This window comes from Amycolatopsis vastitatis (assembly GCF_002234595.1).
Classification (GTDB): Bacteria; Actinomycetota; Actinomycetes; order Mycobacteriales; family Pseudonocardiaceae; genus Amycolatopsis; species Amycolatopsis vastitatis.
The window spans coordinates 1-25,155 of the sequence record NZ_NMUL01000045.1; the positions used below are offsets into that span (position 1 = coordinate 1).

Here is a 25,155-nt window from a genome sequence, read left to right on the forward strand (position 1 = left end):
GCTTGCGGCAGAACCGCGCGATGTTGATGTCTTCGCCGGAGGCGGCGCGGGCGACCGCGGCGACGAACTCAGGATCCATCGAAAACCCTGCTCTGCCCATCGCCGCATGATCACCACAACACCGCTGGTCACCATGCTGACAGGCCGGTCAGTGTTCACGATGTCCTGAAACATCAACTGTTCACGATGTCCTGAACTCAAGCACAGCGTTAGAACACTGTTTCTCACTCACGACCACCCGCGCGGCCGAGCGCTAAGCGGTGATCTTCGCGGCCCAGTCGATGTGGTGCGAATACAGCCAGCCGCGCTCGTCGCCGACGTCCCCGCCCGCGCTCGCCTTCACCAGCTTCTCGACGCGCTCGCGGCGAAGTCCTTCGTACGCCGCGAAAGCCGAGGCCGGGTCCGGCAGGTCGCGCAGGCACTGCGCGAGGATCACGCTGTCTTCGAGAGCCATCGAGGCACCCTGACCGGCGGCCGGGGACGCGGCGTGGGCGGCGTCGCCGACGAGGACCATTTCCGGTGTCGACCAGACCCGGGTCTCCGGGACGTCGTAGGAGTGGCCGCCGAAGACCTCGCCGTCCGTCGCCGCGATGATGTCCTTGCAGGGCAACGGGTCCTCGGCGAACGCCGCGCCGGCGAACTCGCGCCAGCCCTCCGCGGTCACCGCGGCGACGGCCTCGCGCGGCCGCTCGGCGTCCGGGATGCGGGCGAACCAGAACGTCGCGCCGTCCGGGTCGGTGGTGAAGCCGAAGGCCGCCTTGCCGCCGCGGATCATCCGGTAGATCCCGGGCGCGGCGGGCAGCCCGCCGGCCCGCGTGTAGCCGTAGACGACGGTCAATCCCGTGTAGCGCGGTTCGGCCGCGGCCGGGTCGATCAGCCGCCGGACGGCCGAGCGCAGGCCGTCGGCGCCGACGAGGACGTCGCCGGTCGCGGCGGTTCCGTCGGCGAACTCCGCCGTGATGCCGCCGGCCCCCGCGGCCGCGCTCACCAGCCGTTTGCCGCGCTCCAGCGGGACACCTCGGCGCACCGCCTCGTCCTGCAGGACGCGGTAGAGCGTCGCGCGGGTCAGGGTGCGCGGCCCGTCGAGGCCTTCGGTGTCGAATTCCCGCCGCCCCACGGTTTCCCCGGTCGGGGCGACGAGCTCGACGCCGTAAGGGGCGAAGGACGCGTCGATCACCGGCTGGTGGGCGCCGATCGCGCGTAACGCGTCCATGCCGTTGTGCATGATCGTGAGGAACGCGCCGATGTCGTCCCCGCCGGCGGGATAGGCCTCGTACACGACGGGCTCGTGCCCGGCGAGCTTCAGCGCCATCGCCGTGACCGTGCCGGAGATCCCGCCACCCGCGACCAGTACCCGCACCTCGCGCCCCCCGTCGACTCCGCGTGCCGCCGCCTGTGACGTTACCGTGGCGGCGGCACGCGGTGCCTACTTCTCCTTCGCACCGCTGGTGGCGATTTCACCGTTGAGGCCGCGCGGGTAGAACCCGCCCGAGGACACCTTGTCCGGGTTGAGGTAGGCGATGTTGAGCACGCGGTCCGCGGACCGCCCGAACGCGATGCCGTTGGCGTCGGCCGGGACGAGGTTCGCCTTGCCGTCCTTGATCACGCCTTCGTCGTCGTCGGCCTTGCCGTCGAGGCTGTCGCGGGCGTCGGACATCTTGTTCGTGATGTCGCCGAGGCCGCGCTCGAACAGCTGGCTGCGCACGATACCCGCGTGGTACGCCTCGACCGCGAGGATGCCGGCCGCCGCGTCGAGGAACGTCTTGTTGTTCACCAGCGGCGCCGCGCCCTTGTAGGCCGACACGCCGACGTCCTCGAACAGGTAGGCGGCGAGCAGGAAGTTGTTCTCGCTCCCGAAGGGGTCGAACGTCTGACCCTTCTGGATCACCCCGGCCGCCTGCATGGCCGCGGTGAAGCTGTTCTGGAAGTCGATCTCCGGCTGCGCGACGGCGGCCTTGTCCAGCGCCTTGCGCAGGAAGTTGACGTGGGCGACCTCGTCGCCGGCGATCTCCTGGACGATCTGCTTGGTGTGCTCGCTCTTGAACTTCACCGCGTGCCCACCGGAGACCTTGCCCAGGTTGCCGACGCCGTTGACGTACTTCTCGTTCAGCCCGTAGCCGTAGACGGCGAACGAGTACAGGTTCGCCTCGAGGTACTCCAGGTTCAGCGCGAAGTTCAGGACCGCGGCATCGCTCGCCGCCTCCTTCGCCTTGTCACCTCCCTGCGCACCGTACTGCTGCGTGGCACCGGCAGAGCCGAGGCCGAGCGACAGCGCTGTGCCGAGCGCGCCGGCACCCGCGACGCCGAGCCCCGCCGCTCCCGCAGCCTTGAGGAAGCGGCGGCGGTCGGTCGCGTTCTCCGCGCTGCGCTCGATCAGCTGCTCTGTGTAGCGTTTTCCGAACACCGGGGGACGTCCTCTCGTGACGAGTTCGTCCACCTCACCCACCGGTCATACGTACCCGGACGGCCCCCGGCTCGGTCAAAACGGGAAAATTTTTGATCGAGTTCGGTTTGCCCAGCTCAGCCGCGCTGCGCGACCGCGAGCCGGACGCAGACCGCCAGCGCGCGAACGGCCTCCTCGACCTCTTCGAGCTTCGGGAAGGTCGGCGCGATGCGGATGACGGCGTCGGCCGGGTCGTCGCCGTGCGGGTGGGTCGCCCCGGCGGGGGTCAGCGCGACACCGGCCTCCCTCGCCAGCCGCACGACCTCCTTCGCGGTGCCCTGCGGGACGGTCAGCGTGATGAAGTACCCGCCGGTCGGCTTGGTCCAGGACGCCAGGTCCGCCAGCTCCTCGGTGAGGATGCGGTCGACGGCCGCGAACTTCGGGCCGATGATCGCCGCGTGCTTGCGCATGTGGGCGCGGACGCCGTCTTCGTCGGAGAGGAAGTGCGCGTGCCGCAGCTGGTTGACCTTGTCCGGGCCGATCGTGCGCTTGCCGATGTTGCCGGTCCACCAGGCGAGGTTGGCTTCGGACGCGCCGAAGAAGCCGACGCCGGCGCCGGCGAGGGTGATCTTCGACGTCGAGCCGAACACGAACACGCGGTCGGCGTTCCCCGCCTCGGTCGCCAGGGCGAGGAGGTCGGCCAGCTCCGGCTCGTCGTCGGTGAGGTGGTGCACGGCGTAGGCGTTGTCCCAGAAGATCCGGAAGTCGGGCGCCGCGGTGCGCATGGTGGCGAGCCGCTGGACGACGTCGTCACTGAACGTGACACCGGTGGGGTTGCTGTACTTCGGCACGCACCAGATGCCCTTGACGGCCGGGTCCTCGGCGACCAGCGTCTCGACGGCGTCCATGTCGGGGCCCTCGTCGGTCATCGCGACCGGGACCAGCTCGATGCCGAAGCGCTCGGTGAGCGCGAAGTGGCGGTCGTAGCCCGGGACGGGGGCGAGGAACTTCACCTGCGGCTCGTCGGCCCAGCGGCGCTCGGCGCCGGGGAGCTTGCTCAGCAGGGCCTGGACGACGGCGTCGTGCATCAGCTCGAGGCTGGAGTTGCCCGCGGCGAGCAGCTGCCCGGCGGGCACCTGCAGCGCGCCGGCGAAGATGCGGCGCAGCTCCGGCAGGCCCTGGAGGCCGCCGTAGTTGCGGACGTCGGTGCCGTCCTCGGCCTTGAAGGTGCCGTCGCCGGGGAGGCTCAGCAGCCCGTTCGAAAGGCCGAGCTGCTCGGGGGACGGCTTGCCGCGGGTGATGTCCAGGGAGAGGCCTCGGCCGACCAGGGCCGCGTAGTCGCTGCGGGCCGTGTCGACGTCGACGGAAGCAGTGGTCATGGCCTCAACGCTAACCCTGGTGTCGATACCATTTCGGGGCGGGTCCTGGCTAGGGTGGTTCGTGTGCATCTCGTCGTCCACGCCGACCAGCGGCAGTTCACCGTGCGGGATTCCGGTGCGCGGCTGACCGGCACCGGGTGGACGCCGGAAGCGGTGGAATCCCACCGGATCGGGGCGGAGCCCGGCGGCCTCGCCATCGCGACGGCGCGCTCGGACGTGGTGGAGTCGTCGGTGACGCTGCTGCCCTCGGCGCCGGTCCTGGCCGCCGACGCCGAGCACGTGGTGGAAGCGGATCTTCCGGTTCCGAGCGGCCGGCTGGTCATTTCCGGGCCCGCGGACTACCCGTCGCAGGAAAGGTTCTTCTCGGTGCTGCCGGGGTTGTACCGGGCGCGGGTTTCCTACGTGCCCGCCGGTCCGCCCGCGGTCACCTGGAACGAGCACGAGTTCGGCGAGCACTACCGGTACGTGGTGGAGCTGTGGCCGGTCGAGGAGCGGTCCGATGTGGAGGTTCTCCGCCAGGGTGCCACGGTCTGGGACGGCTAGCCCCGCGCCCGGACCGCTGCACCCGACCTCATGGCGCCGCCAGGGTTTTCCGTGCGAGCGCGAGCTGATCGTTCTTCACGCGCTTCGCGACGTCCAACGCGCTCTGGTTTCGTTCGATCATCTTCCGCTGCACGGCGACTTCGGCCGCGTACCAGATCCCGGTGGTGTTCGTGGCCGTCTTGCACGCCACGTCCGCTCGGGCCACGGCGATTTCCCGCGGTGACGGCACCCCGGTGAACCGCCGGTCGTTCATCGCGGCCATCGGGTCCGGATAGTCGGCGCCGGCCTTCTTCATGCAGGCGGACCACGCCCGGAACGCGGCGGTCACCACCGGATGCGTCCGGGACAGCTCCCACGACCGGGTGTTGATGTCCTGGACCAGGTCGGCCGCCCCGGGCCTGGCTCCCGCGCCGAGTTCGGCGGCGGCCTGTCCCGCACAGCCACCGGCCGGGACCACGCGTCCCCCGACCCGGCCGGTCGTGCCCCGGAGGACCGCGGCGACTTCGGGATCGGGCGGTGACGGCGCCGGCCGGGGACCGGCGTCCATCGCCGCCTTCAGCCGGTAGCCGCTCGTCGCGGCCTCGGAACCGGAGGTCAGGCCGTACCGGCGCGCGGTCACCGACGCCGGCCCGACGTCGGGCATCGCCGGCGTGACCGGCATGGCCAGCCCGAACCCGGAGAGGCAGCGCCCGGCCGCCCGGTCCAAGGCCCGGCCCATCGTCCGGGTGTCGCTGTCGCTCCACTGGTAGGGATCGATCGGCAGCGGCAGGCTCGTGCTGTCGCCGATCGGCCGGATCCCGTCGACCACGATCGACTCCAGCGAAGGCACCTCGAGCGGGTCGGCCGCGGGCGGCGTGGCGGAACAGGCGGTCAGGAGGACCAGCAGGCCCGCGGAGGCCACGTGCCTCCGCGGGCCCGGCCGGTCAGCTGTGCCAGTCGAACGAGGCATTTTCGTTGTAGGTCGCGGTCAGGTTGCGCCAGCTGCTGCGGAGCACGACGTCGTGCGCACCGCCGAAGTTGCTGTTGAACCACACCCACGCCTCGAGGCCGGTCTGGTTGTTCTGCGCCGAGGCCGCGTTGTTCTTCACGACCTGCCCGCGCCCGGCGCCGCTCCCGGCGAAGTGGTCATCGGCGAAGTTGGCGTCCCGGCTGAAGAAGGTCGCGATCGCGCCACCGCGGTTCGAGTTGTAGTACAGGCAGAAGTACAAGTTCGGACAGGTGTTTTCGACGGTCGTGGTCGCGCCGGCGGTCCCGGCGGTGGCGACCATTCCGGTCGCGACGGCGGCCACTGCGGCCCCCGTCGCGACGGCTTTGCGCAAGAGATGTGCGGACATGGTTGTTCCTCCCTCTGATGAATGACAAATCCGGCCATTCCCCGGAATTTCCGCGCACGTCCCAGCCACGCCCGGCGGAAAACGCCGGGCGCACGGGGAAGACGCAAGGAATGACGCGGCCGGCTCCCGGGCGACGTCTCGTGGTGAAACGACCGCCCAGACCGCTTCAGACGACGGGCGCGCCTCCAGCGCCCATGACCGGCTCAAGCTGAACTCCGAGTTCCACGAGGCCCCCTCGTCGCCGCGGTCACTTCATTTCAGCTGATGAATACCGGACCGAGCATAAACTGGCCTGAGAGAACCGTCAACTACGGTACGACTTGTGCGGCTTACCGCCTTCACATCAGCTGGTGGCCGGTAAAGTGGGCCCATGCCGGAGACGCTCGCCGCGAAGGTGGACCACCTGTTCAGCACCGTGCGGCCGCGCACGGGCAACGAGTACTCCTTCGAAGAGGTCGCCGAGGCCATCCGCGCCAAGGGCGGCCCCACCATCTCGGCGACCTACCTCTGGCAGCTGCGCAAGGGCCTGCGTGACAATCCGACCAAGCGGCACCTGGAGGCGCTGGCGGGCTTCTTCGGCGTCCCGGCCGCCTATTTCTTCGACGACGCCGAAGCGGAGCGCATCAATGCCGAACTGGCGCTGCTCAGCGTGCTGCGCGACGCGCCGGTCCGGCAGATCGCCCTGCGCGCCAACGGGTTGTCGCCGAAGAGCCTGGAGGCCATCGCGGAAATGGTCGACCGCGTGCGCGAACTGGAAGGACTGCCCGACCCGGACGCGCGGCGGTGAGCGACCGGCGACTGCGCAAGCGCTGCGAAGCACGCCTGCGCGACCTGCCGATGCCGATTCCCTTCGACGCCCGGACCCTGTGCGAACAGGTCGCCCGTGAGCGCGGGAGGCCGATCCGGCTGTTCCCGATGGCCGGTCTGACCGGGGTCTGCGGGCTCTGGGTGGCTACCGCCACCACGGACCTGATCTTCTACGAAGAGGTGACCACGCCGCCGCACCAGGAGCACATCATCCTGCACGAACTGAGCCACGTGCTGTGCGACCACTACCCGGAGTCACTGCCCGCCCAGGCCCTGCTTCCCAGCCTGGATCCCGAGATGGTGCGCCGGGTGCTCGGCCGGTCCGGCTACTCGACGGCGGAGGAGCGCGAGGCCGAGATGCTCGCCACGCTGATCCAGCAGCGGGCACGCGGGGGCACGGGCCCCCTCGACCGGCTCCGCGACGCGCTGGGGGACGGCGATGGGTGAATGGCTGATCCGGTACGGGCCCCCGATCCTGGCTTGGACCCTGTTCGCGGTCCGGCGGGGTGGGCAGGACCGCGGCCGCCGGTCGGTGCGGTGGGTGTTCGGCGGCCTCGCCGTCTCGCTGACCGCGTTGACCCCGGCCGGGCACGCGGCGATCAAGGAGCTGACCGGCGCCGAGGACCTGCCGCGGCTGGTGGGGCACGCGGGCATGCTGTTCGCGGTGTGGGCGGCGCAGCGGTTCCTGGCGCACCTGAGCGGGGCGCCGACCGGATTTCGGTGGCAGAGCTGGTGGATCGCCGGGACGTTCGTGGTGATGTGCGTGTTCTTCGCGCTCACCCCGGACCTGATGCCGCAGTCGCCGTGGGTGATGGAGTACTGCATCGCCTACGCCGCCGCGCAGATCCCGGCGTTCGCCGCGGTGATCGTGCTGTGCCTGCGCTACGCCCGGATCGCCGGTGACCCGGTGTTGCGGATCGGTCTGTGGCTCATCGTCGCGGGCACCGCGGCGGCGGTGCTGTACCTGGTGAACAAGACGATCCTGGCCGCGTCGCCGCGATGGGGCTTCGACTATCCGCTGGGCCGGGAGTTCCTGGTCGGCAAGGTGCTCCCGACGGCGGCCCACGTGCTGGTCCTGCTCGGCGCCGCACTGCCCGCCGTGGCCGGCTGGCTGTCGCGCTACCACCTCTACCGCCGCCTGAGTCCGTTGTGGACGGACCTGTACCGGGCCGCCCCGGAGATCGCCCTCGCCCCGCCCGGCGCGGTGGCGCTCGGGAACCTGAAGCTGCGCCTGTACCGGCGGGTGATCGAGATCCGGGACGGCCTGCTGGCGCTCCAGCCGTACCGTGACCCCACGGTGGCCGTCACGGCGAGAAAGGAGGCGCGGCGAGCGGGGCTGGCCGGCCGGAGCTTGGAAGCGGAGGTGGAGGCCGCGGTCGTCGCCGAGGCCCTGCGTGCCCGGGCCCGCGGGACGGCACCGAGGGAGCAGGAGGCCGTCGTGTCCGGCGGGGGCGACCTCGTCAGCGACACGACCTACCTGAGCGACGTCGCCGATGCCTACCGCCGCAAGATGCCCGGCGGTAAATGTGGCTAGGACGTTGGGAATGGCCGGCTCGGCACTAAAGCGCCGTCAGGGTGGCCAGTTTCCAGCGGCCGTCGACCCGCTTCGCCGTCACCGACAGCTGAGCGACCGACGACGACGGCGCGCCGCCGCCTTGGGTCACCGTCTGCTGGTCCAGGAACAACAGCAGCGATGCCTCGTCACCCTTCAGTGAACGCACCCCCGCCGCCCGGACCGTCGTCGTGCGGACCAGCTTCTCCGTGACCGCCCGGGTCCGGGCCGAGGCGAACTGGGCCTGGTACTGGCGGACCGCGTCGCCGGTCAGGACCTCCGCGGCCGCCCGCTCGGTACGGGCCAGGTTCGCGTAGTCGTACGAAAACACGGCCTTCACCGCGTCGCTCACCTCCGACGTCACGTCGGCAGTCGCCGCCGGGTCCACCAGGGCCTGGTTGTCGCCCGGGGACAGGGACGCCGTCTCGATGCCGAACCACACCGCGCAGCCCAGGGCCAGCACCACCACCGCCGCCAGGATGCGGGTCATGAGCCCGCCGCCTGGACGCCGGAGATCTTCCACCCCGCGTCGGACCGGGCCACGTCCACCGTCAGCCGGTTCATCTTCGGGGTGACCGCTCCGCCTCCCGTCGAGACCCGGACGTCGAGCACCGCCAGCAGCCGGGCCGAGCCCGAGGAGACGTCGATTTCCGTCACCGCCGCCTGGACCAGCGAGGCGGAGGAAACCGTGCGCGCCGTCGAGGCACGGTCGATCTGCAGCTGGCGGTCGCCCGCGAGGTCCTTCCCGTACTGTCCCGTCGTCGCCGCTATCCAGCGGTCCACGTCCGCCGCCGCCGTGCGGTAGTCGATCGTGTTCAACGTGACGAGTGACGGACCCGCCGCCGCCAGCACCGCGTCCCGCTCGCGGCCCCGGGCCGAAGCGTCGTCGGTGGCCGCGCGCCACCACGACCAGCCCGAGAAAGCCGCCGCCAGCACGGAAAGCACCGCCGCCGCCACCAGGAACCTCAGCTTCACGGCGCGCCCAGCAGCTTGGCCAGCCCACCCGCCGACGGCCCCGTGAGCAGGCTCAGCATTCCCGGCAGCTGCTGAGGAGCCGACGCGGCTTGCTGCTGCGGCGCCGCGGGAATGGCGGGCGGCTTCCCCGCGTAAGGCGCGTTCTGCGCCCCGCGCACCCCGGTCGGGCTGCCGGGCGGCTCGGCGCAGTAGGCGTTCATGTTCACCGGCGCTTCGGTGGTGTCGTTCGCCGGACGCTCCTTCGTGCCTTCGTAGCCCTTCGTGCACGAAGCCGGGTCGAAGAAGTTGAACACCACGCCGAGGTGGCCCGTGCCGTCCGGGGACGTCGACGGCGAGAACGCCGAGATGATCGGGTACGCCACCAGCAGTTCCTCGATGGAGTCCGTGCGGGACGTCGTGATCTGCGCCGTGGTCAGCAGGTTGGCGAACAGCACGCCCAGGTCGGTGCCGGACGCGGCCAGCACGTCGCTGATCTGCCTGCTCAGCTGCGGTGCCTGCGCGATCACCCGCCGCAGGTCCGGATCCGACTTCTTGAGCTGCCCCGCGATCGTGCGAAGGCCGCTGGCAAAGTCGGTGATGTTCGCCGCCTGCCGTTCCTGGGTGCCGAGCACGATCCGCGAGTTCGCCAGCAGCCCCTGCGTCTGCGGCACGTACTGCGCGGCCACCGCGGTCAGCGAACCCGTGCTGTCGAGCAGCTGCTGCAGTTCCGGTCCCGCGCCCGCGAACGCGTCGTACGTCTCGTCGACGACCGTCCGCAGCGAGTCCGGGTGCACGCTCGCGACGAGGTCGTCGAGGTGGCTGAGCACCGTGTCCGGCGACGGCGGCAGCGACGTCCGGTCCGCGGTGATCACCGAGCCGTCCTTCAGGAACGGGCCGCCGTTGTGCTGGGGCAGGAGGTCGACGAACTGCTCCCCCACCGCCGAGCGGTTCGCCACCTGCGCGTGCGCGTCGGCCGGGATGTCCGGAGCGCCCGCGTCGATGTCGAGGGCGACGTCGACGCCGTGCTCGGTGAGCGTCATCGACGTCACCCGGCCGACCGTGACCCCGCGGTAGGCGACCTCGGAGTTGACGAAGATGCCGCCGGAGTCGGTCAGCTGGGCGGTGACGACGTAGCCGCGGTTGCCGAAGAGCCGGTCCAGCCCGGCGTAGTGGCCGCCGGCGTAGACGACGGACACCACCGCGATGACGACGAACGCGAACAGCTGGACGCGGATCTTGCGGGTCACCGGCCACCCCCGATCAGGCCGAGCAGGCCGCCCAGCAGGTCGGGGCCGGCGGCCTGCGGGACCGAGCCGAGGTCGGGCAGGGGCAGCGGCGGCGCTACCGGGGTCTGCTGACCGCCGATCCCGGACGGCAGCGCGATCGGCGGCTGCGACGAGTTCGTGAAGTTCTGGATCAGCGTGTCGAGGTCGAGGTTCACGTTCGCCTCGACGTTCGCGTAGTCGCCCTTGATCACGTTGCCCGCGTAGTCCGGGAACGGGTAGGTCAGCAGGATCTGCAACGCGTTCGGCAGGTTCTGGCCCGCCTCGCCGAGCTTCGTCAACGTCGGCTGCAGCGCCTTGAGGTTCGCGACGAGCTGGTCCCGGCTCTTCGTCACGGTGTCGACCGCGACGCCGGACAACGTGTTCAGCGCGTTCAGCATGCCCACGAGCTGGTCGCGCTGGTCGGTGACGATCTTCAGGCCTGGCGCGAGGTTGTCCAGCGCGTTCGTCAGGTTCTGCGTCTGCCCGGTCAAGGTCTTCGAGAGCTTTCCGAGCCCGTCGATCGCGCGGAGGATCTCCGTCTTGTGCCCGTCCAGCTGGGTGGCCAGCTCGTCCACCCGCGACAGCAGCGCCCGGATCTCCGGCTCGTTGCCCGAAAGGGCGTCGTTGAGTTCGTGGCTGATCTTCTGGATCTGCTCGACGCCGCCGCCGTTGAGCAGCAGGGAAAGCGCGCCGAGCACCTCCTCGACCTCGGGGTTGCGGTTGGTGCGCCCGAGCGGGATCTGCGCGCCGTCGGCCAGTTTCCCGGCGGCCGGTTCGGCCGTGGGCACGCTCAGCTCGACGAACTTCTCCCCCAGCAGGCTGGACTGCTTCAGCTCGGCGCGGGCGTTCGCGGGCAGCGCGATGTCGCCGTTGACGGTCATCGCCACCAGCGCCGACCGCGTGTCGGGGGTCAGGGTGATCTTGTCGACGCGGCCGACCGCGACGTCGTTGACCTTGACGCTCGACTGCGGCACCAGGTCCAGCACGTCGGTGAACAGCGCGGTGACGTGGTACGGGTGGTCGCCGACGTCGGCGCCGCCCGGCAGCGGCATGCCGTAGAGGCCGTTGAACCCCCCGTCGCTGCAGCCGGCCAGCACGAGCACCCCGGCCAGCGCGCCGGCGACCCGCTGCCGCCGGTTCACTTCGCACCGCCGGAAAGCTGTTCCATCACGTCGACCAGCGGGAGCGGCAACGGCGGAAGTGTCCCGTTCTGCAGGGAGTTGAGCACCTGCGGGATGGTCGGGAGTTTCAACGCCCCGTCCAGGATCGGCGCGAGCTGCTTGCAGATGTTCCCGAGTGCGTCGGGGACTTCCTTCGGGGTGGCCGCGCTGATCAGCCGGCACACGGTGAGGATCGGCGGGTTGGTGAGTTCGTTGAGGTTGTCGCGGACGGCGATGGTGCCCGACGCCGCGTCGTAGGAGTTGATGAAGTTCGTGGCGCCAGTCGGGGCGATGTCGAGCACCTCGGCGAGCGCGGCGCGCTGGTCGACCAGGACCTTCGACAGCGACGCCAGTTTGTCCACATTGGACTCCAACGCGGCCTTGTTGTCGTTGACGAACTGCTGGACGTCGCCGAGCGCACCGCCGAGGGACTGCAGCGCGGCCCCGACGTCGGCGGAGTCGGCGGCCAGGAACCGGCTGACGTCGGCGACGCGGCCGTAGAACTCGTTGAGCTGCTGGTCGCTCTGGGCCAGGGCGCCGGTGAAGGAGTTCAGGTTCTGCACGGTCGAGAACAGGTCGTCCTTCGAGCCGTCGAGGGTCTTCGCGAGCTGGGCGAGCTGACCGACCGTCGAGTTCAGCGAAGCCCCGTTGCCCTTCAACGTGTTCGCGGCGGTGTCGAGCACACCGGACAACGCGCCGTTCTTGTTGGCGCCGTTCGGGCCCAGCGCCGTCGAGAGCTTGTCCAGGCTGGAGTAGAGGTCGTCCAGCTCCACGGGCGTCGCCGTGCGCTCACGCGGCAGGACCGTGCCCGTCGCCAGGGCCGGCCCCGCGTCGTAGGCCGGGGTGAGCTGGACGTACCGGTCGCTGACCAGGCTCGGCGCGACGACGACGGCGCCGACGTCGGCCGGCAGCGGGACGTCGTCGACCCGCATGTCGACGCGGACCGCGTCGCCTTCGGGCGTGACGTCGGTGACCTGGCCGACCGGCACGCCGAGCACCCGCACCGACGAACCCGCGTACAGGCCGACGGTCTTGCCGAAGTACGCGGAAAGCCTGGTGCCGGCCGACGACCGGAACACCAGGTACAACCCGGCGGTGACGATCAGCGCGAGGACGCACGCGAACGCCAGCCACGTCACGAGGCTCCGGCCGCGATAGGTGCGGATGGTCATCGGCGGCCCACCCCCTGGTTCGGCGCCGCGATCGGCGGGGTGCAGCCTTCGGGGTTGATGTGCAGCCCGCCGACGGTGATCGTCGGCGGAAGCAGCCCGCACAGGTAGCCTTCGAACCAGCGGCCGTTGCCGGTGGCGTTGGCGCCGACGCGGGCGAACGGCGCCATCAGCTGCAGGCTCTTGTCGAGGTTGCCCTGGTTGCGCTGCAGGATGTCGGTCACCTTCCCGAGCTTCTCCAGCGTCGGCTTCAGCTGTTCGCGGTTGTCCTGGACCAGCCCGGTCAGCTGCTGCGACAGCTGCTGGGTGCCGGTGAGCAGGGCGTTGATCGCGGCCCTGCGGTTCTGCAGCTCGGTGAGCAGCAGGTTGCCGTCGCTGATCACGCGCTGCAGCTGGGCGTTGCGGTCGGACAGCGTCTTCGAGACCTGGCTGGTGTTGGCCAGCAGCGTGTGCAGGTCGGCGTCGCGGGACGACACCGTCTTCGCCAGCGAGGAAAGCCCGTTCAACGTGTCCTTCAGGTACTGCGGGCTGTCCTTGAGGCTGTCGGACAACGCGTTGAAGCTGTCGGCGAGCTGTTTCGTGTCGATGTCGCCGACCGTCGTCGACAGCTGCTCGAAGGCGTCCTGCAGCTGGAACGGCGTGCGGGTGCGGGCCTGCGGGATCGTCTGGTTCGGCTCCTGCGCGCCGCTGCCCTTCGGGTCGAGCGCGAGGTACTTCTCCCCCAGCAGCGTCTTGATCTCGATGGACGCCGTCGTCGCGTCGCCGACCCGGACGTCCTTCACCCGGAACTTCACGAGGACCTGCTTGCCCGCCAGCTTCACCGACGACACCGTGCCGACCTTGACGCCGGCGACCTCGACCTCGTTGTCCGGCGCCAGCCCGGCGGACTCGCCGAAGTACGCCGAATACGTCGTGCCGTTGCCGAAGAACGGGAGCTGGTCGGAGAAGTACGTCGTGGCCGTGACGAGCACGATCAGCACGAGCGCGACCGCGCCGACTCCCGCCTGGTGGCGTTCCTTCAGCGGCTTCACGGACCACACCTCTCCGCGCGCTGCGTGCCGGGAATGGGGATGATCGGCAGGGTGATGTCGAGCGAGGAAATGCCGATGGTGCCGGTGATCCCGCACAGGTAGTAGTTGAACCAGCTGCCGTAGCTCAGGGTCCGGGTGAACTTCTGCAGGTTGCCGGGCAGCACCTCGAGGAGGTGGTTGAGCAGCACGCCGGAGTCGCCGAGGTTCTGCGAGAGCGTGCCGAGCTTCGCGACGTCGTCCTTCAACGCCGGGCGCGCGTCGGCGAGCAGGCCCATGGTGGACACGGCGAGGTCGCCGAGCGCGCTGACCGCGTCCCCGATCGGCTTGCGCTGCTCGGCCAGCCCGCTGACCAGCTTCTGGGTCTGCTCGATGAGGTCGCCGAGCTGCGGGCCGTGGGCGTTGACCGTGCCGAGGACGGTGTTGAGGTTGGCGATGACCTGGCCGATCACCTGGTCCTTGCTCGCGATCGCGGTGGTGAGCGACGCGGTGTGCTGCAGCAGGCTGGTGATCGTGCCGCCCTCGCCCTGGAAGACACTGATGATCTCGGCCGACAGCTGGTTGACGTCCTTCGGGCTCAACGCCTTGAACAGCGGCTTGAACCCGTTGAACAACACGGTGAGGTTCAACGCGGGTTTCGTGCGCTCCGGCGGGATCGTGCCGCCGTCCGGCAGCGTCTTGCCGCCCGGGACGTCGGTGCCGAGCGCGAGGTAGCGCTGGCCGACGAGGTTGCGGTACTTGATCGTCGCGGTCACCGTCTCGGGCAGCCGGTAGGCGTGTTCGACGTCGAACCGGACCTGGGCGAGGTTCCGCTCCCCCTCGACGACCTCGATGGTGTCGACCTGCCCGACCTTGACGCCGGCGATGCGGACGTCGTCGCCTTCCTTGAGACCGGACGCGTCGGTGAACTTGGCCAGGTAACCCGACGTCTCGCCGAAGTTGGTGTTCGCGATGGTGGCCGCGAGGATCCCGGTGAACAGCACGGTGACCACCGCGAAGATCCCCAGCTTCACCAGCGACGGGACGAAGCTCCTCACTTCAGCTCCACCTCCGCCCCGCGGTAGAGCGGCCCGACGAGCAGGCCGGCCCAGCCGGGCACGTCGCCGGGCGAGGTGCCGAGCGCGGGCGAAGCGAGCAGGTCGATCAGGTCCTCTTCGTAGGCCGAGCCGACGATCGTGCCGCCGCCACCGACGGCCCCACCGCCCGCCGTGATCGGGCCGGGCAGCGTCTCGGGCGGGTTCTTCGGCGGCGCCGGCTTGCTGGAGCCGTCCTTGATGGCGCCGTCCGGCGGGTACTGCGGCCACACCCCGGGCTTCGGAACGCTCGGGTAGCAGCGCGGGCCGCGCTTGTCCTCGTACTTCGGCTCGTCGACGCCGGGCAGGTACTTGCCCCGGCTGGCGGCGAACTCGATGGTGACCCGGCTGACCTCGGGGTGCGCGGTGCCCTTGCCGAACGCCAGCTCCGCCCGTGGCACGGACTCGGCGAGCTGCCGAAGCAGGCACGGGTACTCGGGCGCGTACTTGGCGAGGACGTCCAGCGTCGGCTGGATCGCCGTGGTGAGCCGGATCAAGTTGTCCTCGTTGACCTGCAGGAAGTTCGTGAGGTCCACCGAAGCGGCGGTGACCGTGGCGTAGAGGTCGCTCAGCCGGTCGCGCTGGTCGACGATCGTCCGGCTCGTCGTCGTCAGGTCGGACAGCGCCTGCAGGAGATCCGGCGCCGCCTTGTCGTAGGTGTTCGCGACGTTCGCCAGGCCGGTGATGTCGGCCTTGATGTCCGGGAGCGACGGGTTGAGCTTGCCGAGGTAGTCGGACAGGCCCGCGAGGGTGTGGCCGAGCTGCTTGCCGCGGCCGTCGAGCGCGGTCGCCACCGCCGTCAGCGTGCTCGACAGCTTCTCCGGCTGGACCGCCTGCAGCAGCGGCATGACGTCGTCGAGGACCTTCTGCAGCTCGATCGCGGCGCTGCTGCGGTCCTGCGGGATGACGTCGCCCGCCTTGATCGGCCGATCCTTGCGTTCCGGCAGCTGGAGGGCGACATAGCGCTCGCCGAAGAGCGTCTTCGGGAGCAGCCGCGCGGACACGTTCGCCGGGATGACGGCCGTCTTGTCCGGGTCGAGGGCCAGCTCCAGCTCGGCGTGGTCGCCCTTCGCGAGCACCGACCGGACTTCGCCGACGAGCATGCCGCGGACCTTGACGTCGCCGCCGGTGCGCAGCTGGCTGCCGACGCGGTCGGTTTCCAGCTTCACCATCGTCACGGGCGTGAAGGCCTTGTTGTAGACGGCGAGCGTGGACGCGATGAACAAGGCGGCGACGAGCAGGAAGGCCAGCCCCAGCACCTGGTACCGGAGCCGCTGCCAGAGCTCGCGCCTCATCCCGAGATCCTCACCGTGGTGTTCGCGCCCCAGATCGCGAGGGACAGGAAGAAGTCCAGCACCGAGATCAGCACGATCGACGTCCGCACCGCGCGGCCCACCGCCACGCCGACCCCGGCCGGGCCGCCGCTCGCGTTGAAGCCGTAGTAACAATGGGACAGGATCACGAGCACGCTGAACACGATCACCTTCCCGAACGACCAGAGGACGTCGCCGGGTGGCAAGAAGAGCGTGAAGTAGTGGTCGTAGGTGCCCGCGGACTGGCCGTAGAGCCAGATGGTGATCTGCCGCGAGGCCAGATAGCTCGACAGCAGGCCGACCGCGTACAGCGGGATCACCGCGGCGACGCCGGCGAGCACCCGCGTCGTCACCAGGTAGGGCATGCTCGGCACGCCCATGACTTCCAGGGCGTCGATCTCCTCGGAGATCCGCATCGCGCCGAGCTGGGCGGTGAAGCCGCAGCCGACGGTGGCGCTCAAGGCGAGTCCCGCGGACAGCGGTGCGACTTCGCGGGTGTTGAAGTAGGCGGAGATGAACCCGGTCAACGCGGCCGTACCGAGCTGGTTGAGCGCGGAATAGCCCTGCAGGCCGACGATCAGGCCGGTGAAGAACGTCATCCCGACCATCACGCCGAGCGTGCCGCCGATGACCGCGAGGCCGCCGGTGCCGAAGCAGACCTCCGTCAGCAGCCGCAGGGTTTCCCGGCTGTAGCGACGGATCGTGCGCGGCGACCAGGCGAGCGCTTTCGCGGCGAACGCCAGCTGCTTGCCGAGCCCTTCCAGGCTCTGGCCCGGCCGCGCGAGGTACTCGAGCGTCCGGTCGGCGTCCAGGGGTTCCGCCGTCATCACATGGCCTTCGGCGGGACGATCCGCAGGTAGATCGCGGTGAGCACGACGTTGATGAGGAACAGCAGCAGGAACGTGATGACCACGGCCTGGTTGACGGCGTCGCCGACGCCCTTCGGCCCGCCCGCCGGGTTCAGCCCGCGGAAGGCGGCGACGACCCCGGCGACGAAGCCGTACAGCAGCGCCTTGATCTCGCTGACCCAGAGGTCCGGCACCTGCGCGAGGGCGTTGAAGCTGGCCAGGTACGCCCCGGGTGTGCCGCCCTGCAGGACGACGTTGAAGAAGTAGCCGCCGAGCACGCCGACGACGCTGACCAAGCCGTTGAGCAGCACCGAAACCACCATCGCGGCGAGCACGCGCGGCACGATGAGACGCTGGATCGGGTTGACGCCGAGGACTTCCATGGCGTCGATCTCTTCGCGGATCTTGCGCGCTCCGATGTCCGCGCAGACCGCGCTGCCGCCCGCGCCCGCGACGAGCAGCGCGGTGATCAGCGGGCTGGCCTGCTGCACGATGGCCAGCGCGCTGGCCGCGCCGGTGAACGACTGCGCGCCGATCTGCGCGGTCAGCGAACCGAGCTGCAGCGCGATCACCGCGCCGAACGGGATGGCCACCAGTGCCGTCGGGAGAATCGTGACGCTCGCGAAGAACCAGCACTGCTGGATCCACTCGCGCGCCTGGAAGGGCCGTTTGAAGATCGCGCGCAGGACTTCCCAGGAAAGCGTCGCCAAGCGGCCGACCTGGGTCAGGGCCGCAGTTCCCGGGAGCGTGCCAGTGCTGTCGCTCACCACACCTCCCAGTAGGTCTTCGCTGACCTCCGAGTCTTCTCCACACCCGGTGCCCGATTTTCGTTAGCGGTGTTTACTAGCGATGTTTACTGCAAATTGAGCGCGTGTGTCGCCGTGGACCCGCCGTCCACCACGAACTCCGCTCCCGTGCAGTACGCGCTCTCGTCGCTGGCCAGGAACAACACCAGCTTGGCGACGTCCTCGGGCTGCCCGACCCGCCGCAGCGCGACCTTCTTCCCGACGTACGACATGTCGACTTTCTGGCCGCCCGCCGCGGTCTCGACCATCTTGGTGTCGATCGCGCCGGGGTGCACGGAGTTGACGCGGATGTGCTTCTTGCCGAGCTCCATGGCCGCGACCTTGGTCATGCCGCGGATGGCGAACTTGCTCGCGGTGTAGGCGACGAGGTAGGGCATCCCGGCCAGTCCCTCCACAGAGGACACGTTGACGATGGAGCCACCGCCGGCGGCGGTCATCGGTTCAACGACCGAACGCATGCCGAGAAACGCCCCGATCTGGTTGACCCGGATGACGCGCTCGTAATCGGCCAGCGTCGTCTTGCCGAGCTCGGAGAAATGGAGGATCCCCGCGTTGTTGACCAGCACGTTCGGGGCGCCGAACTCGGTGGTGGCGCGCTCGACCGCGGCCGTCCAGCCGTCCTCGTCGCCGACGTCGAGGTGCTGGTAGACGGCCTGCTCGCCGAGCTCGGCGGCCAGCTGCTTGCCCTCGTCGTCGAGGATGTCGGCGATGACCACCTTCGCGCCCTCGGCGACGAACGCGCGGGCGGCGGCCTCGCCCTGCCCGCGGGCGGCCCCGGTGATCAGGGCGATCTTCCCGTCCAGCCTCACGACTCCTCCAGGATCTCGGTGACGGCGAACATCCGTGCGGGATCGCGTTCGGCGAAGAACGCGCTCACGGTGGTTTCGAGCTCGTCGAGCCCCCAGCGCCGCTCGATCCGCGGAGGTTCGACCAAGGCGACCGTTCCGCCGTGCACCACGAACACCTGGCCGTTGACGTGCTCGGCCGCGGGGGAAGCGAGGTAGGCGACGAACGGGGTGACGTGGTCGACCGAAAGGGGATCGGCGCCGGCTGTAGTGTTCTCAGGAGCGGCGCCGAACACGCCCTCGGTCATCGCCGTCCGCGCGCGCGGGCAGATCGCGTTGGCGCGGACGCCGTACTTGGCCAGGCCGCGGGCGGCCGACACGGTGAGCGCGGCGATCCCCGCCTTCGCCGCCGCGTAGTTGGGCTGGCCCGGGGAGCCGAAGAGGAACGCCTCCGACGCGGTGTTGACGAGCCGCCCGTACACCGGCTTCCCGTCCGCTTTGGACTTGTCGCGCCAGTGCTTCGCGGCGTTGCGGGACAACAGGAAGTGCCCGCGCAGGTGGACGCGGAGCACGGTGTCCCAATCGTCGTCGGACATCGAGAACAGCATGCGGTCGCGGACCACGCCGGCGTTGTTGACCACGATGTCGAGCCCGCCGAGGTCGAGCGCGGCCTGGACGAGGGCGTCGGCCGTGGCCCGCTCCCCGACGTCACCGGCGACCGCGACCGCCTTGCCACCCGCCGTCTCGATCTCGTCGACGACGTCTTTCGGCTCGCTGATGTCGTTGACGACGACGGTGGCGCCGCGCGCGGCGAGCGCGAGCGCTTCGGCCCGCCCCAGCCCTGCGGCCGCCCCCGTTACGATCGCTGTCCTGCCGGTCAGGCTCACCGCGGGTCCTCCTCGTCGAGTCCTGGATCTGGCCTACAGTAGAATCTGTTCTCGTTCAGAGCAACCCTTTGAGTGAACGGCGCTAACCAATCGTGAACAGGGCGTTCTTCGGACAGCCCTTGATCGCGTCAGAAACACGTTCTACCTGGTCGACAGGCACCGCGCCGGGCCGGATGACGAGTTCTTCGTCGTCGTCCAGGTCGAAGACGTCGGGCGCGAACCCCACGCACACCGCGTTCGCCTCGCAGAGCGAACGATCGACTCCGATCTCCATGCTTCCTCCGCCGTGAGAGTCCTGGTACAACTAGAACAGGTTCTAGTGTAACGCCGGATCGGGGTGACGGGTGCGGATCGACTACACGCCGGAGCAGCAGGCGCTGGCGGCCGAGCTTCGGGAGTACTTCGCCGAACTGATGACGCCCGAACGCCGTGACGGTCTCCGCTCGGGCGGCGGTGAGTACGGCGACGGCCTGGCGTACAAGGAGATCGTCCGGCAGCTGGGCAAGGACGGCTGGCTCGCGCTGGGCTGGCCCCGCGAGTACGGCGGGCAGGCCCGGTCGATGCTCGACCAGCTCATCTTCACCGACGAAGCGGCCGTCGCCGGGGTGCCGGTCCCCTTCCTCACGGTGAACACGGTCGGGCCGACCATCATGCGCTACGGCACCGACGAGCAGAAGGCGTTCTACCTGCCGAAGATCGCCGCCGGCGAGCTGCACTTCTCGATCGGCTACTCCGAGCCCGAGGCCGGCACCGACCTGGCGTCGCTGCGGACGCGCGCCGAGCGCGACGGCGACGAGTACGTCGTCACCGGGCAGAAGATGTGGACCAGCCTGATCGAGTACGCCGACTACGTCTGGCTCGCTGTCCGGACGGATCCGGACGCGAAGAAGCACCGCGGGCTGTCGATCCTCATCGTGCCGACGTCGGCTCCCGGGTTTTCGTGGACCAAGGTGCACACGGTCGCGGGCGCCGGGACGAGCGCGACGTACTACGACGGCGTGCGCGTGCCGATGTCCGCACGCGTCGCCGAGGAGAACGCGGGCTGGCCGCTGATCACCAACCAGCTCAACCACGAGCGCGTCGCGCTGACGTCGTCGGCGCCGGTCCGCAAGGCCCTCGCCGACGTGCTGGAGTGGGCGAAGGAGACCGGCGCCATCGACCACGAATGGGTGCGGCTGCACCTCGCGCGGGTGCACGCGGGCGCGGAGTACCTGAAGCTGCGGAACTGGCGGATCGCCTGGGCCGCGGCGGCGAGCGAGCTCGGCCCGGCGGAGGCGTCGGCGACGAAGGTGTTCGGCACGGAGTTCGCGATCGAGGCCTACCGGCTGCTGATGGAGGTGCTCGGCGCGGCCGCCGTCGTCCGCGAAGGCTCGCCGGGCGCGGTGCTGGCCGGGCGCATCGAACGGCTGCACCGCTCGGCGCTGATCCTCACCTTCGGCGGCGGCACCAACGAGATCCAGCGCGACATGATCGCCGCCACCGCCCTCGGCCTGCCCGTCACGCGCTAGGAGCGTCCATGGACTTCACCCCTTCCGAGGCGTCGGCCGACCTCGCCGCGCTGACCCGGCGGATCCTCGCCGACAAGGTCACCCACACCCCGCACGGCACCGGCGGCTTCGACGCTCCCTTGTGGACGGCACTCGGCCAGGCGGGCGTGCTCGACGCGGGCCTGCCGTCGTCGCTGGGCGGCGGCGGGTTCGGGCTGCTGGAACAGTGCGCGGTGCTCACCGAGATCGGCCGCGCGGTGGCGGCGGTCCCCTATCTCCCGTCGATCACGATGGCGGCGTCGGCGCTGGCCGAGTTCGGCACCCCGCAGCTGGTGGACCGCTGGGTGCTGCCCGTCCTGCGGGGAGAACGCGTTCTCGCCGTCGCCCTGTCGGGGTTCACCGCCGCGGACGGCCGGGTGTCGGGCAGCGAGCCCGCGGTGGCCTTCGGCGCGTTCGCGCACGGCTTCCTGGTGGCCACCCCCGGCGAGGTGTTCCTGGTCGACGCGGCCGCGTCCGGAGTCACGGTGCGGCCGCAGCAGACGACCGATCACGCGGACGCCTGCCTGCTGGAACTGTCCGACGTCCCCGGGATTTCGCTGGGCGACATCGGCGAGTGGCTGCGCCTGCGCGGAACCGTCGGCGTCTGCGCGCAGCAGCTCGGCGTGGTCGAGCGGTCGCTGGAGCTGACGGCGGCCTACGCGGCCGAGCGGAAGCAGTTCGACCACGTCATCGGCGGGTTCCAGGCGGTCCGCCAGCGCCTCGCGGACGCCTACCTCGACGTCGAAGCGATCCGCCTGACGACGCTCCAGGCCGCGTGGCGGCTGGCGTCGGGCCTCCCGGCCGCGGAAGCCGCCGCGACGGCCAAGTTCTGGGCGGCCGAGGCGGGCCACCGGGTGGCCCACACGACGGTCCACGTCCACGGCGGCGTCGGCATCGACGTCGACCACGTGGTGCACCGGTACTTCACGGCGGCGAAACGCCTGGAGTTCCTGCTGGGCCCGGCGACCCCGCAGCTGCTGGCCCTGGGGGAGCTGCTCGCCGGGCCGCCGCGCGGGTGAACCGGGCGGCCAGTGTCTTGACGTGCTCGACGAGCTCCGGCGGCTCGTGCACCTCGAAGTCGAAGCCCTTGCCTGCCACGTAGATGGCCAGCTCGTCCAGCGAGTCGGAGCCGGCGCGAAGTGTGCAGCGGTGCTCGTCGACCGGCTCCAGCGCTCCGGTCGTCGGCGCGATGCGCTCCGCCGCGGTCTCCGCGCTGACGTGCAGGGTGATCCGGGCCTGGTAGCGGTAGGCCGAGGTCGAGATCGCGCGTGAGGTGTAGCCGCCGAGATCCGGGTCGGGCGGTGTGCGCGGGGTGAACCGCGGGCCGGTGGGCGTGCGCGGCTCGAGGCGGTCCACGCGGTAGGTGCGCCAGTCGCCGCGGTCGACGTCCCAGCCGATGAGGTACCAGCGCCGCCCGGTGTGCACCAGCCGGTGCGGTTCGGTCGTGCGGACGCTCGCGGTTCCGTCGTGGCTGCGGTAGTCGAAGCGCAGGCGCAGCGCGTCGCGGCAGGCGGCGGCGATCGCGGTGAGCGTGTCCGGGTCGGCGGTCGGGCCGGTGTTGGCCAGCGGCACCACCGCCGACTGCAGGGCGTTGACCCGGTGGCGCAGCCGCGACGGCAGCACCTGTTCGAGCTTCGCCAGTGCCCGCACCGACGTCTCCTCGATGCCGGTGATCGAGCCGCCTGCCGCGGTGCGCAGGCCCATCGCGACCGCGACGGCCTCGTCGTCGTCCAGCAGCAGCGGCGGCAGGTCCGCGCCGGCGCCCAGGCGGTAGCCGGCGGTGCCGGCCGTCGCCAGCACGGGGTAGCCGAGGGCGCGCAGCCGCTCGACGTCGCGGCGCACCGTCCGCGGCGTGATCTCCAGCCGTTCGGCCAGTTCGGCCCCGGACCAGTCGCGCCGGGTCTGCAACAAGGAGAGCAGGCGCAGCAGCCGCGCGGAGGTTTCCCACATGGTTTCGCAGTCTGCCATCCGCCTAGGACCGAAGTTGACCTAACCGCGTCCTAACGTGGTCGGCATGGAGAACAACACCGCGATCCGGCCCTTCACCATCGACGTCCCCCAGCAGGAGCTGGACGACCTGCGCGACCGGCTCGCCCGCACCCGGTGGACGACCGACCTGCCCGGCGCCGGCTGGAGCCGCGGCGTGCCCGCGAGCTACCTCAAGGAGCTGGCCGAGTACTGGCGCGACGGCTACGACTGGCGCGTCCACGAGCGGGAGCTGAACAAGTTCCCGCAGTTCGTCACCGAGATCGACGGGCAGGACATCCACTTCCTGCACGTCCGCTCCCCCGAGCCGGACGCCCTGCCGCTGATCCTGATCCACGGCTGGCCCGGGTCGGTCGTGGAGTTCCTGAACGTCATCGGCCCGCTGGCCGACCCGCGGGCGTACGGGGGTGATCCGGCGGACGCGTTCCACCTCGTGATCCCGTCGAACCCGGGCAGCGGCTTCTCCGGACCGACCCGCGAAGCAGGCTGGGACACCGACCGGATCACCCGGGCGTACGCCGAGCTCATGAGCCGGCTCGGCTACGACCGCTACGGCACCCAGGGCGGCGACACCGGCGCGGTCGTCGGCCCGGGGCTCGGCCGGCTGAACTCGGACAAGGTCGTCGGCGTGCACGCGAACGGGCTCGCCGCGTTCACCGAGCCGGACGGCGAACTGACCGAAGCCGAGCAGGCCCGGCTGAAGCAGTTCCAGTACCTGCGGACCGAGCAGTCGGGCTACGTGGCGATGCAGACCACCCGGCCGCAGACCCTGGCGCACGGCCTGCACGACTCCCCCGTCGGCCAGCTGGCCTGGATCGCGGAGAAGTTCAAGGAGTGGACCGACCCCGCGGCCGAGCTGCCGGAGGACGCGGTGGACCGGGACCTGTTGCTCACCAACGTGATGCTGTACTGGCTGACCGGCACGGCCGGCTCGTCGGCCAACTGCTACTACGAGACCGCGCACGCCGGAGCCTGGGGCGCGAGCGAGCGGTCGCCGGTGCCGACCGGTGTCGCGGTGTTCCCCGGGGACGTGTCGATCCGCGGCACCCTCGACCGCGAGCACACGATCGTGCACTGGTCCGAGTTCGGGCGCGGTGGTCACTTCGCCGCGATGGAAGCCCCCGACCTGCTCGTCGGCGATGTCCGCGAGTTCTTCACCAAGCTGCGCTGAACCGTTCCGTAGTCCGTGAAGGGCACGTCGAGGGACTCGATGTGCCCTTCACGGCTTTGCCGCGTAGGTCCAGAACTCGCGCATCAGCGGGGTCGGCTCCGGGCCGGTCAGCTCGACCTGGGTGAGCAGGACCGTGACCGTGCCCGTCGACGGGACCAGGTGCCAGGCCGTTCCCGCGCCGCCGATCCAGCCGTAGCGGCCGGGCACCTCCCAGGGTTCCTTCGCGTCGATGTCGACCGAGCCGCCGAACCCCCAGCCCTGGCCGTGCAGGAACGGCCGCCCAGCTTCGCGCTGGGCCGGCGTCAGGTGGTCGGTGGTCATCCGGTGCACCGACTCCGGCGTCAGCAGGCGGTGGCCGCCCGCGGTGCCTTCGTCCCGCAGGAACCGGGCGAACGCGAGCAGGTCGCCCGCCGTCGAAACGAGCCCGCCGCCCCCGGACGGGAACGGCGGCGGGCCGCTCCACCGGCCCTCCGGCGAGTCGATCAGCCGGAGCCCCTCCTCGCCGCGGCGGTACGCGCTGGTGAACCGGCCCAGCGCGGCGGTGGGCACGGCGAACCCGGTGTCCGCCATGCCGAGCGGCTCGAACAGCTGCTCCGCCAGGAACTCCGGCAACGGACGGCCCGACACCCGCGCGACCAGCACGCCCTGGAGGTCCGAGCCGGTGTCGTAGAGCCACGCCTCGCCCGGCTGGTGCAGCAGCGGCACCTGCGCCAGGGCCGCGAGCCACTCGTCCGGCGCCATCGCCCGGGGTGACGCGGCCGGGTGCCCCAGGACCTGGAGCAGCAGGTCGACCGCGGGCAGCGTCATGTCCGCCGCGAGGCCGTACCCGCAGCGGAAGGTCAGCAGGTCTTCGACCGTGATCGGGCGGAGCGCCGGCACCACGTCGTCGACCGGCCCGGACGGCGTCCGGACGACCAGCGGCGAGGCCAGCTCCGGCAGCCACCGCGCGACCGGGTCGTCCAGGGCCAGTTCGCCTTCGTCGACGAGCAGCAGGACCGCCGCGGCGGTGATCGGCTTGGTGAGCGACGCGATGCGGAACAGCGAATCCCGCGCCATCGGCACGGTCCCCCCGGCGTCGGCCGAGCCGACGGCCGCGGCTTCGACCTGCTCGCCGTGCGCGACCAGGGCCACCGCCCCCGGCACGTCGCCGATGTGCCTTGCCAGCACTTCGTTCAACGCGGTCACG

The 25,155-nt window shown here is 70.6% G+C and carries 27 protein-coding genes; 7 read left to right on the forward strand and 20 right to left on the reverse strand.

Features of this window, described 5'->3' with window-relative positions; all coding sequences use genetic code 11:
• Positions 1-253: 253 nt before the first annotated feature.
• The 3 genes from CF165_RS37375 to CF165_RS37385 form a co-directional block, all read right to left on the reverse strand.
• Positions 254-1,360: an FAD-dependent monooxygenase gene (locus CF165_RS37375; protein ID WP_093952321.1), complete on the reverse strand. Its 1,107-nt coding sequence runs from the start codon at positions 1,358-1,360 to the stop codon at positions 254-256.
• 66 nt (positions 1,361-1,426) lie between these two features.
• Positions 1,427-2,404 (reverse strand): ferritin-like domain-containing protein, encoded by a 978-nt coding sequence (locus CF165_RS37380; protein ID WP_093952322.1) that lies wholly within the window; start codon positions 2,402-2,404, stop codon positions 1,427-1,429.
• 116 nt (positions 2,405-2,520) lie between these two features.
• On the reverse strand, positions 2,521-3,762 hold the full coding sequence (locus CF165_RS37385; protein ID WP_093952323.1) for an aspartate aminotransferase type Ic: 1,242 nt from the start codon (positions 3,760-3,762) through the stop codon (positions 2,521-2,523).
• A 63-nt stretch (positions 3,763-3,825) separates the two neighbouring features.
• Here CF165_RS37385 and CF165_RS37390 point away from each other — a divergent pair, with 63 nt between their 5' ends.
• A complete protein-coding gene (locus CF165_RS37390; RefSeq protein WP_093952324.1) occupies positions 3,826-4,305 on the forward strand; it encodes a hypothetical protein in 480 nt (159 codons plus the stop codon).
• 28 nt (positions 4,306-4,333) lie between these two features.
• Here CF165_RS37390 and CF165_RS37395 read toward each other — a convergent pair whose 3' ends face one another.
• Both CF165_RS37395 and CF165_RS37400 read right to left on the reverse strand, forming a co-directional pair.
• Positions 4,334-5,206, reverse strand: a complete 873-nt coding sequence (locus CF165_RS37395; protein WP_093952325.1) for a hypothetical protein — start codon at positions 5,204-5,206, stop codon at positions 4,334-4,336.
• 22 nt (positions 5,207-5,228) lie between these two features.
• Positions 5,229-5,639 carry a peptidase inhibitor family I36 protein gene (locus tag CF165_RS37400; protein WP_093952326.1) on the reverse strand — a complete coding sequence of 137 codons (411 nt, stop codon included), beginning with the start codon at positions 5,637-5,639 and terminating at the stop codon, positions 5,229-5,231.
• A gap of 370 nt (positions 5,640-6,009) precedes the next feature.
• Here CF165_RS37400 and CF165_RS37405 point away from each other — a divergent pair, with 370 nt between their 5' ends.
• The 3 genes from CF165_RS37405 to CF165_RS37415 are packed head-to-tail and all read left to right on the forward strand — an operon-like array spanning position 6,010 to position 7,980.
• Entirely contained in the window at positions 6,010-6,426 is a 417-nt protein-coding gene (locus CF165_RS37405; protein WP_093952327.1) for a helix-turn-helix domain-containing protein, read from the forward strand.
• Positions 6,423-6,893 carry a hypothetical protein gene (locus tag CF165_RS37410; protein WP_093952328.1) on the forward strand — a complete coding sequence of 157 codons (471 nt, stop codon included), beginning with the start codon at positions 6,423-6,425 and terminating at the stop codon, positions 6,891-6,893. The genes CF165_RS37405 and CF165_RS37410 overlap by 4 nt, the downstream gene beginning before the upstream one ends.
• Positions 6,886-7,980, forward strand: coding sequence for an MAB_1171c family putative transporter (locus CF165_RS37415; RefSeq protein WP_093952329.1), 1,095 nt, complete (start codon positions 6,886-6,888; stop codon positions 7,978-7,980). The genes CF165_RS37410 and CF165_RS37415 overlap by 8 nt, the downstream gene beginning before the upstream one ends.
• 25 nt (positions 7,981-8,005) lie before the next feature.
• On the opposite strand, the gene CF165_RS37420 is transcribed toward CF165_RS37415, so the two are convergent.
• From CF165_RS37420 to CF165_RS37480, 13 genes are all read right to left on the reverse strand, one after another.
• Positions 8,006-8,488 carry a hypothetical protein gene (locus tag CF165_RS37420; RefSeq protein ID WP_093952330.1) on the reverse strand — a complete coding sequence of 161 codons (483 nt, stop codon included), beginning with the start codon at positions 8,486-8,488 and terminating at the stop codon, positions 8,006-8,008.
• Entirely contained in the window at positions 8,485-8,973 is a 489-nt protein-coding gene (locus CF165_RS37425; RefSeq protein WP_093952331.1) for an Rv1363c family protein, read from the reverse strand. The genes CF165_RS37420 and CF165_RS37425 overlap by 4 nt, the downstream gene beginning before the upstream one ends.
• A complete protein-coding gene (locus CF165_RS37430; protein ID WP_093952332.1) occupies positions 8,970-10,199 on the reverse strand; it encodes an MCE family protein in 1,230 nt (409 codons plus the stop codon). Before CF165_RS37430 ends, CF165_RS37425 begins: the two co-directional genes overlap by 4 nt.
• Positions 10,196-11,359 (reverse strand): MCE family protein, encoded by a 1,164-nt coding sequence (locus tag CF165_RS37435; protein ID WP_093952333.1) that lies wholly within the window; start codon positions 11,357-11,359, stop codon positions 10,196-10,198. The genes CF165_RS37430 and CF165_RS37435 overlap by 4 nt, the downstream gene beginning before the upstream one ends.
• Complete coding sequence (locus CF165_RS37440; RefSeq protein ID WP_093952334.1) at positions 11,356-12,549, reverse strand: MCE family protein; 1,194 nt, start codon at positions 12,547-12,549, stop codon at positions 11,356-11,358. Before CF165_RS37440 ends, CF165_RS37435 begins: the two co-directional genes overlap by 4 nt.
• Complete coding sequence (locus CF165_RS37445) at positions 12,546-13,577, reverse strand: MlaD family protein (RefSeq protein WP_167441686.1); 1,032 nt, start codon at positions 13,575-13,577, stop codon at positions 12,546-12,548. The genes CF165_RS37440 and CF165_RS37445 overlap by 4 nt, the downstream gene beginning before the upstream one ends.
• Positions 13,574-14,611, reverse strand: a complete 1,038-nt coding sequence (locus CF165_RS37450; protein WP_093952336.1) for an MCE family protein — start codon at positions 14,609-14,611, stop codon at positions 13,574-13,576. Before CF165_RS37450 ends, CF165_RS37445 begins: the two co-directional genes overlap by 4 nt.
• On the reverse strand, positions 14,608-15,942 hold the full coding sequence (locus tag CF165_RS37455; RefSeq protein ID WP_093952337.1) for an MCE family protein: 1,335 nt from the start codon (positions 15,940-15,942) through the stop codon (positions 14,608-14,610). Before CF165_RS37455 ends, CF165_RS37450 begins: the two co-directional genes overlap by 4 nt.
• Entirely contained in the window at positions 15,939-16,787 is an 849-nt protein-coding gene (locus tag CF165_RS37460; protein WP_167441687.1) for an MlaE family ABC transporter permease, read from the reverse strand. The genes CF165_RS37455 and CF165_RS37460 overlap by 4 nt, the downstream gene beginning before the upstream one ends.
• Positions 16,787-17,575, reverse strand: coding sequence for an MlaE family ABC transporter permease (locus CF165_RS37465; protein ID WP_093952444.1), 789 nt, complete (start codon positions 17,573-17,575; stop codon positions 16,787-16,789). Before CF165_RS37465 ends, CF165_RS37460 begins: the two co-directional genes overlap by 1 nt.
• An 86-nt stretch (positions 17,576-17,661) precedes the next feature.
• Entirely contained in the window at positions 17,662-18,423 is a 762-nt protein-coding gene (locus CF165_RS37470; RefSeq protein WP_093952339.1) for a glucose 1-dehydrogenase, read from the reverse strand.
• The gene (locus CF165_RS37475; protein WP_093952340.1) at positions 18,420-19,286 is read right to left on the reverse strand and encodes a 3-oxoacyl-ACP reductase; all 867 of its coding nucleotides are present in this window, start codon (positions 19,284-19,286) and stop codon (positions 18,420-18,422) included. Before CF165_RS37475 ends, CF165_RS37470 begins: the two co-directional genes overlap by 4 nt.
• 82 nt (positions 19,287-19,368) lie before the next feature.
• Positions 19,369-19,560, reverse strand: a complete 192-nt coding sequence (locus CF165_RS37480) for a ferredoxin (protein ID WP_093952341.1) — start codon at positions 19,558-19,560, stop codon at positions 19,369-19,371.
• Between the two features lie 70 nt (positions 19,561-19,630).
• Between CF165_RS37480 and CF165_RS37485 the strand changes: the two genes are divergently transcribed.
• The gene (locus tag CF165_RS37485; protein ID WP_093952342.1) at positions 19,631-20,794 is read left to right on the forward strand and encodes an acyl-CoA dehydrogenase family protein; all 1,164 of its coding nucleotides are present in this window, start codon (positions 19,631-19,633) and stop codon (positions 20,792-20,794) included.
• Positions 20,795-20,802: 8 nt separating this feature from the next.
• Positions 20,803-21,831: an acyl-CoA dehydrogenase family protein gene (locus tag CF165_RS37490; protein ID WP_093952343.1), complete on the forward strand. Its 1,029-nt coding sequence runs from the start codon at positions 20,803-20,805 to the stop codon at positions 21,829-21,831.
• Here CF165_RS37490 and CF165_RS37495 read toward each other — a convergent pair.
• Positions 21,737-22,762, reverse strand: a complete 1,026-nt coding sequence (locus CF165_RS37495) for a helix-turn-helix transcriptional regulator (RefSeq protein WP_093952344.1) — start codon at positions 22,760-22,762, stop codon at positions 21,737-21,739. The genes CF165_RS37490 and CF165_RS37495 overlap by 95 nt on opposite strands.
• A 64-nt stretch (positions 22,763-22,826) precedes the next feature.
• On the opposite strand from CF165_RS37495, the gene CF165_RS37500 reads away from it, so the two are divergent.
• Entirely contained in the window at positions 22,827-23,969 is a 1,143-nt protein-coding gene (locus CF165_RS37500) for an epoxide hydrolase family protein (RefSeq protein WP_093952345.1), read from the forward strand.
• Positions 23,970-24,017: 48 nt separating this feature from the next.
• On the opposite strand, the gene CF165_RS37505 is transcribed toward CF165_RS37500, so the two are convergent.
• On the reverse strand, positions 24,018-25,154 hold the full coding sequence (locus CF165_RS37505; RefSeq protein WP_093952346.1) for a serine hydrolase domain-containing protein: 1,137 nt from the start codon (positions 25,152-25,154) through the stop codon (positions 24,018-24,020).
• Position 25,155: the final 1 nt, after the last annotated feature.

Excerpts from the sequence above, each read along its gene's own strand:
- CF165_RS37385 (WP_093952323.1), bottom strand. The coding sequence starts at position 3,762 with ATGACCACTGCTTCCGTCGACGTCGACACGGCCCGCAGCGACTACGCG.
- CF165_RS37400 (WP_093952326.1), bottom strand. The coding sequence starts at position 5,639 with ATGTCCGCACATCTCTTGCGCAAAGCCGTCGCGACGGGGGCCGCAGTG.
- CF165_RS37405 (WP_093952327.1), top strand. The coding sequence starts at position 6,010 with ATGCCGGAGACGCTCGCCGCGAAGGTGGACCACCTGTTCAGCACCGTG.
- CF165_RS37415 (WP_093952329.1), top strand. The coding sequence starts at position 6,886 with ATGGGTGAATGGCTGATCCGGTACGGGCCCCCGATCCTGGCTTGGACC.
- CF165_RS37420 (WP_093952330.1), bottom strand. The coding sequence starts at position 8,488 with ATGACCCGCATCCTGGCGGCGGTGGTGGTGCTGGCCCTGGGCTGCGCG.
- CF165_RS37440 (WP_093952334.1), bottom strand. The coding sequence starts at position 12,549 with ATGACCATCCGCACCTATCGCGGCCGGAGCCTCGTGACGTGGCTGGCG.
- CF165_RS37455 (WP_093952337.1), bottom strand. The coding sequence starts at position 15,942 with ATGAGGCGCGAGCTCTGGCAGCGGCTCCGGTACCAGGTGCTGGGGCTG.
- CF165_RS37460 (WP_167441687.1), bottom strand. The coding sequence starts at position 16,787 with ATGACGGCGGAACCCCTGGACGCCGACCGGACGCTCGAGTACCTCGCG.
- CF165_RS37480 (WP_093952341.1), bottom strand. The coding sequence starts at position 19,560 with ATGGAGATCGGAGTCGATCGTTCGCTCTGCGAGGCGAACGCGGTGTGC.
- CF165_RS37490 (WP_093952343.1), top strand. The coding sequence starts at position 20,803 with ATGGACTTCACCCCTTCCGAGGCGTCGGCCGACCTCGCCGCGCTGACC.
- CF165_RS37495 (WP_093952344.1), bottom strand. The coding sequence starts at position 22,762 with ATGTGGGAAACCTCCGCGCGGCTGCTGCGCCTGCTCTCCTTGTTGCAG.
- CF165_RS37500 (WP_093952345.1), top strand. The coding sequence starts at position 22,827 with ATGGAGAACAACACCGCGATCCGGCCCTTCACCATCGACGTCCCCCAG.